We start from the raw sequence: 7114 nt of genomic DNA, 5'->3' as shown, positions 1-7114 counted from the left end.
ATGAAACCAAGAATAAGAATTATTACAATAGTAAAGGCAAAAGAGAAAAGTCTTTCTATGTTAGAATTTATATAAAACTTTCTTTTCATAACTTTTAATCATCTTATATCAAATTAAAGTTTTCTTAATACTATTTTAATGCATATTTTTCTAAAAGCAAGTAGAAAAAATGATTTATATTCAATAGAATGTTTCATTATGAAAACATTTCCACTTACACACGAACAATTAGTAAAACTTACTGAACAGTTTCCAACTCCGTTCTATATTTATGATGAAAAAGCAATCCGCGAGAATATGCGCCGGTTCACAAAGGCTTTTTCTATTTTTCCTTCTTTCAGAGAGTATTACGCCGTAAAAGCCTGTCCGAACCCGTACATCTTAAAAGTTCTGGCAAGCGAGGGCTGTGGCGCTGACTGCTCAAGCCTTCCTGAGCTCATGCTTTCTTCAATGAGCGGAATCAAGGGCAAGCACGTAATGTTTACTTCAAACGAAACGCCAGCTTCAGAATACAAATACGCTTTTGCAAACGGAAATATCATCAACCTGGACGACATCACTCACATTCCGTTCCTTAAAAATGCTTTGGGCGGAAAACTCCCTGACACAATCTGCTTCCGGTACAATCCGGGTTCAGAAAAACAGGGCTGTAACTCAATCATCGGAAAACCGGAAGAAGCAAAATACGGCCTTACCCGTGAGCAGATGATTGAAGCCTACAAAATCTGCAAAGAAGAGGGAGTTCAGCATTTCGGTCTTCACACAATGGTCGCTTCAAACGAGCTTAATCCGGCATTCTTTGTTGATACTGCAAAACTTGTCTTTGAACTTGCAGTCGAAGTAAAAGAAAAATGTGGCGTTCGAATCGAATTCGTTGATTTGGGCGGAGGCTTGGGAATTCCTTACAAACCGGATCAGAAAGCTGTTGATTACGATGTTGTCGCAAAAGGAATCCGCGCAGAATATGACCGTGTTATCGTTCCGGCAGGACTTGATCCGCTTGAAATCTGCTGGGAGTGCGGACGGCCGATTACAGGCCCTTACGGCTGGCTTGTTGCAAAGGCAATTCACGAAAAGCACATTTACCGAGAATACATCGGCCTTGATTCGTGCATGGCAGATTTAATGCGGCCTGGAATGTACGGCTCATATCACGAAGTTACAATCAGCGGAAAAGAAAACGCTCCAAAAGACCACGTTTACGATGTAGTCGGAAGCCTGTGCGAAAACTGCGACAAATTTGCCGTTCAGAGAGAGCTTCCAAAAATCGATATCGGAGATCTTGTAATCATTCACGATGCAGGCGCACACGGAAGGGCAATGGGCTTTAACTACAACGGAAAACTCCGCTGCGGCGAGCTTTTATTACGCGAAGACGGCACTGTAAAAGAAATCCGCCGCCGCGAAACAATCGACGATTTGTTCAGTACCCTTGATTTGGGCGGACTGGATACTTTTAATGCATAAAAAAATCCCCCGTAGGCGGGGGATTTTTTTGTGATTAGTAAGTTTATTTTTTCAAAAGAGCCGCAAATGGGTTGTAAGTGTCTCCGTCATCTGCTTTGTTCTGTTTTTTAAGATATTCGCTTGCGTCATCTTCCTGTTCATCGCTTGCGGCAGCCGGAGCAAGGCTGATTCTCTTTTCGTCAGAATCGATTTTCTGAACGATAACTTCCATTGTATCACCGACCTTGAATTTTTTGTTAAGGTTTGTTTTGTCGTTTACATCACGCAAAAGAGAAACATGAACAAGACCGTCAATTCCAGGCTTAATGTTTACAAAAAGACCGAAAGCTGCAATTCGTGCAATTTTGCCTGTGAATTTTTCGCCGATTTCGATAGAAGAAACTTCGTCCCACGGATCTTTTTCAAGCTCTTTCATGCTCAAAGAAACTTTTGAGCGTTCCGGTTTACTTGTATTCCATTCAGCCCTGATAATTTTTGCTTCGATTTTCTGACCGACAGAAAGCACTTTTGAAACATCATCAACCCTAGCGTGAGAAATTTCTGAAACCGGCAGAAGTGCCTGAAAGCCGTTCAAGTCGATGAACGCTCCGTAACTCTGAATGGATTTTACTTCGCCTGTAACGACCGAGCCGACCGTAAGTTTTTCTGAAAGTGCGTTTACTTTTTCTGTTTCGGCATTTTCTTCTACACGGCGGTTTGATACGATAATATTTTTGCCTTCATTTTTGAATTCGGTGATAACGAAAGTCATGCTGCGACCGACATATTCAGCCGGCTCAAGTCTGTTTTTATAGCCCATCTGGCTGTAAGGACAAAATGCTCTGGCAGTTCCGATTTTGACTTCGAATCCGCCTTTAATTTCCTTTTCGACATGACCTTCAACAGGAAGACCTGAATTATATGCGCTTTCAAGAACAGAATTGTCTGCGTTTTCACCTTTTAAGCGGGTTGTAAAGTGAAGCTCGTCTCGGTTTGAAGAAACGAAATATACTTTGATTTTGTCGCCTTCTTTTACAGTACAGTTTCCGTCTGCATCAATAAACTCTGACTTATCAACAAAACCTTCGCTTTTAAGGCCTAAATCAATAAAAACTGTGTCAGAAGAAACCTGAACTACTGTAGTTTCTACTTCCTGACCAATATCAAAACCTTTCATATTCTTAACTCCTGTTTTTAAGTTATTTTATCAAAAAAATACTTGTAAGTACACATAAAAATTGAATGTCAAACAATTCAATCAAAATGAATATTTTTACCTGAAACTACTTTCAATGTGTAATAATGCGAAAAATTACATTAAATTACAAAAATTCAGATTGACAAATATGAATTAATTTATTAAATTACTGCTTAAAATTGCAGTAGTTAGCAATGGCTAATTACTGTAATAAAACTATAACAAAAAAAAGGTGGTCTTTATGAAAAAGATTCTTACTGGGTTAGCCGCATTCGTGCTGACTTTAAGCTTTGCTTCAGCTGAAGTAAAATTTTCTTTCTACAACAAATTGTACGAAGAAGGTGCCGTTGCAGTTCACGATGATTCTGCAGACGAAACTGTAAAAGATTTTCCTGCCATCAGAGAAAAAATGTATGCAGAAATCCTTACAGACCGGGTTGACGCAATGATTGAAGGAACATTTGCTATTGATGATTTTGATGATTCACACTTTGGTCTTCAGGGCGAAGTTGACGACTGGTACATTGAATTCCGTCCAATTCATATGATTACTCTCGGTCTTCATACAGGAATTTTTGCTGACGGTTCTTACCTTCCAATCTGGGATGACAATGTAGCTTCCGGAAATATCGGAAGTGACGGTTTTACAGTAACTGTACGCCCTGTTGAAAACTTTCGAATCAGCGTTACAGCTCCTTTCTCATTTGACGGAGACCCGGATGGCGTTAACTGGGTTAACGGTAAAGAAGAATGGGGAGAGGACGAAAAATTTAACGTAGGTTTTGGTGCAATTTTTGATGCTGAATTTTTCCAGATTGGTGCTTCTCTACATGATATAGCAGACAGTGATGAACGTGAGCTTGGTGCATTCATAAATATACCTGGTCTGTTCGGTGCTTACAAACCTCTTACAGTTGGTGCTGGTTTTTCACACTCATGGGGTAATGGAGAACTCGAAAGCCTCATTTCTGTTTGTACAGACACAGCAGGTGACGGAATCGATGGCGGTATTGCTTACAAAAACCTTATGAATGCTTATGCTGAACTCGGTTTTGAAAAATTCACACTTACTGCAGAACTTGCATACAATCTTGGTGATGATGATCATGGTACACATGATATCTATACAGCAGCTTCGGTTTCTGTCACACCTGCTGAAAAAGTTACTGCAACAGCAACAGGTAAACTTCTTTCTGATTTTACATCTTCTTCAAAAGGAAAAGTCGAAAACATTCTTTTTGCTGGATTCGCTCTTGATTTTGACGTAAATGATAACAATACAATCGGTGCTGAGTTTGATTTCGCAACTCAGGATTCAAATTGGGCGATAGCTGTTCCTGTTTACTGGAAATATCAATTTGAAAACTAATTAATCAAACTCACCGTTTATCAGATTATGAGCTATGCTGCCCGGTCCTGGAACTTTGGGCAGCTTTTCTCTTTTAAACCACTGTGCTTCTAAAAGTTCATCTTCCTGGATTTTTATTTCACCGCTTTCGTAATCTGCGCGAAAAGCAAGCATCAGCTGATCCGGGAACGGCCAGGACTGACTTCCAACATAACGGATATTTTTTACTTTTATGCCGGTTTCTTCAAGAACTTCCCTATAAACGGCATTTTCGATTGTTTCACCGATTTCAACAAAACCTGCAATACACGAATACATACCGTCACTGCGGTTTTTATGACTGGCAAGAAGAATTTCATTACCTTTACTTACAAGAGTAATAATTGCAGGTTCCAGCTGCGGAAAATACCGGGTATTACATTCCGGGCATATTCTTGCAGTAAAATATGGATCGTCTTTCAAGGGAGCTCCGCAACTGGCACAAAAACGTTTTGCCTTTTTAAAATTCAAAAGGCCTCGTGCTCTTGCTGCAAGACCTGCCAATTCAGCACCAGAAATCTTTTTATTTTCATCAGTAAAACTGACATACTGGTCAATTCTGTCAAGTTTCTGAACCTTATGAAAAAATTCACGAAGAGGTACATCAATACAATTTTTGGGATTAGGAGTGTCTTTTTCAAGCAGAAGTGCTGAATATCCTAATTCAAGCTCAGCAAACCAGTCTTCAGCAACATTCATTTCAAGACACTTTCTTACAATTCCTTCATCTGGAAGAGAATCCTTCTGTAAAATGATCGAATTTTCACGAAATATAAAATGAATTTCGCAGAATACATTCATTTGATTAGAAATCATCGGCATAATTAAAGTATAAGCGACTTTTTTGTAAAAAGAAAGTTTTTTTATTCTCCGATTGGCTTACAGACAATTTTTTCGACCATTGAAGGAATTTTCTGCTGTTCTTCTTTTGAGAGACCTTTTGTTTCAATTGGATCGTGAATAATAAGCTTTACGTGCTGTCCTTTTTTGATTTTTTTCTGACCTTCGTAAATACGCCAGGTACCGTCAATAGTAACCGGAACAATTGGAGCATCTGACATAAATGCAAGCTTAAAACTTCCGGCCTTAAATTCGTGATGAGGACCGCCTTTACTGCGGGTTCCTTCAGGAAAAATTACCTGTGAATACCCTTTTTTAACGCCTTCAGCAGCATCGTGAATTGCCTGAATTGACTTACGCGGGCTTTTACGCTCAATAAAAGTGCACTGAAGAAGCTTCATCCAGTCTGAAAGAAGCGGAATTTTTGCAAGTTCTGCTTTTGCTACGAATGTCATAGGCTTGTTAATAAAGCCGAAAAGGAGCGGAATATCCATGTTGCCCTGATGATTACCAATAAAGACAACGGCACGGTCTTTTGGAAGTTTTTCTTCACCTGTAACTTCAACAGTCGCCTTTGCAACATTTGTAAATACAAAGCGGGCCCATTTTGGAACGACATCAAAAACGACTTTGTCGCGGTTAGAAATATCACCTGCTTTATCGTATTTGAGTGCAAGACGGCGGGTTTTATTTTTTGTAAGCATATAGAATGCAATTCTGATTAAAGAAATAATTGTTGTAAACATGACAGTATTATACTCCTGATTTTACTTTAAATAAAGATAACTTGTTTCCGCCCCGTTAAGATTATCGTAATAAACGTTTGTCATATCCCAGCGGTTTTGAAGACCAAAGAATGAGCGGGAACGAATCAGATAAACAATCGGACACTCCTCCAGAAAAATTTTCTGATATTCATCCCAATAAGGTTTTGCTTTTTCATAATCTGAAATACATTTTGCTGTATGATAAAGTTCATCTACCCGCGCTTCCCAGTCAGTAGCAGGCGTTTTCTGAAGAGGATTCCACAAATGAAGGTTACCGTCAGAAACCCAGACATTACTTCCCTGAGTCGGAAAAAGTGAACCTCCGCCGAATCCGATTAAAATTGTCTGCCAGTCATAGCTTGACATAAGCTGTTCTACAAGTTTCTGAAAATCTGTAGGACGGGAAACAACTGTAATTCCTTCCTTTTTACATTCATCTGTAATAATCTGGGCTATATCGGACATAATCGCAGCCGAACCATTAAAACTTATATCAAATTCAACCTTTCTGCCCTTTTCATCGTACAAAAGTCCGTCTTCCCGTTTTGTAAATCCGGCTGATTCAAGCAGTTTCTTTGCATGTGCGTGAGAAAACCTGTACTGTAAGATGATATTTTCATCGTAATATTTATTTACTTCCGGAAAAAATGAATATTTAGGCTCTCCAAGTCCCCTGTATGTTTGAGTGATAATTCTTTCGCGGTTTAAAAGACAGCTCATAGCCTGACGGAATTCTTTTTTGCAGAACCAGTCGTAGTAAGGTTCAGCTTTATTTTTTGGATTCTGATTAAAACTCCAGAAAGAAGCATTCATTGCTCCGTCAGCATTAAACACTGTGTATCCTTCAGAAGATGAATTTTCTATAATGGTTCCGTCTGAATTAAGTGCGTTATCTGCATTTTTTACAGCTTCTTCAACCTGTTCCGGCTGAAAAGAATAGTCTTCGATTTTGCCCTGTTTAAACAGAAGGTAGGCAGTGTTTGAATCTCCAATAATCTGCAGAATCATTTCTTCAGGGTAATAGTGACTTTCACCATTTACATCGCGGTCCCAGTAATCAGCATTACGCTTATACAAAAGCCTCTGACCGGGTTTGTAATCAACAAGAAAATAAGGACCACAGCTTGGGATTTCCCGCGGATCAGAAGCGACCGTAAACAGCTTTTTTACAGCTTCAGCTCCACCCTTATCTTTGGCAGCTTTGTATAAAAATTCTGGTCCGAAATCCATATTTGTGTGCAGGACAGGCTCAGCAACAAGATTCGGAAAATGAAAAACAAAGCTCTTTTCGTCTATTTTTTCGATTGTAATCCGTTCCGTTTCACCGTCTGCATTTTCCATAAACTGTGAATTGTAGGCAGAAGAACCGCATTCTTCAACATCCTGAATTTCATTGTACCAGAAAACAACATCATCGCTTGTGAGTTTTACACGCGGCTTTGCATTTTCATAAAACGACCAGTATACCCCATCTTT

6 protein-coding genes are annotated in these 7114 nt (G+C 39.3%); 2 read left to right on the top strand and 4 right to left on the bottom strand.

The annotated features are described in order from the left end of the window. Nucleotides 1-195 precede the first annotated feature (195 nt). Nucleotides 196-1467 carry a diaminopimelate decarboxylase gene (gene lysA / locus ACKI5B_RS12365; protein ID WP_407429219.1) on the top strand — a complete coding sequence of 424 codons (1272 nt, stop codon included), beginning with the start codon at nucleotides 196-198 and terminating at the stop codon, nucleotides 1465-1467. A gap of 43 nt (nucleotides 1468-1510) precedes the next feature. Here the strand turns inward: lysA and ACKI5B_RS12360 are convergent, their stop codons facing one another. Then, nucleotides 1511-2623 (bottom strand): 30S ribosomal protein S1, encoded by a 1113-nt coding sequence (locus ACKI5B_RS12360; protein ID WP_407429217.1) that lies wholly within the window; start codon nucleotides 2621-2623, stop codon nucleotides 1511-1513. Nucleotides 2624-2885: 262 nt separating this feature from the next. Here ACKI5B_RS12360 and ACKI5B_RS12355 point away from each other — a divergent pair, with 262 nt between their 5' ends. Beyond that, on the top strand, nucleotides 2886-4013 hold the full coding sequence (locus tag ACKI5B_RS12355) for a hypothetical protein (protein WP_407429215.1): 1128 nt from the start codon (nucleotides 2886-2888) through the stop codon (nucleotides 4011-4013). On the opposite strand, the gene nudC is transcribed toward ACKI5B_RS12355, so the two are convergent. From nudC to ACKI5B_RS12340, 3 genes are all read right to left on the bottom strand, one after another. Then, nucleotides 4014-4853: an NAD(+) diphosphatase gene (gene nudC / locus ACKI5B_RS12350; protein WP_407429213.1), complete on the bottom strand. Its 840-nt coding sequence runs from the start codon at nucleotides 4851-4853 to the stop codon at nucleotides 4014-4016. A 41-nt stretch (nucleotides 4854-4894) separates the two neighbouring features. After that, entirely contained in the window at nucleotides 4895-5617 is a 723-nt protein-coding gene (locus ACKI5B_RS12345; RefSeq protein ID WP_407429211.1) for a lysophospholipid acyltransferase family protein, read from the bottom strand. Nucleotides 5618-5638: 21 nt separating this feature from the next. Then, nucleotides 5639-7114: ABC transporter substrate-binding protein (locus tag ACKI5B_RS12340; protein WP_407429209.1), on the bottom strand; the 1476-nt coding region annotated here is incomplete at its 5' end.

Origin of the sequence: Treponema sp. (assembly GCF_045657965.1) — a bacterium.
GTDB lineage: Bacteria > Spirochaetota > Spirochaetia > Treponematales > Treponemataceae > Treponema_D.
This window is presented reverse-complemented; position numbering and strand designations above follow the sequence as displayed.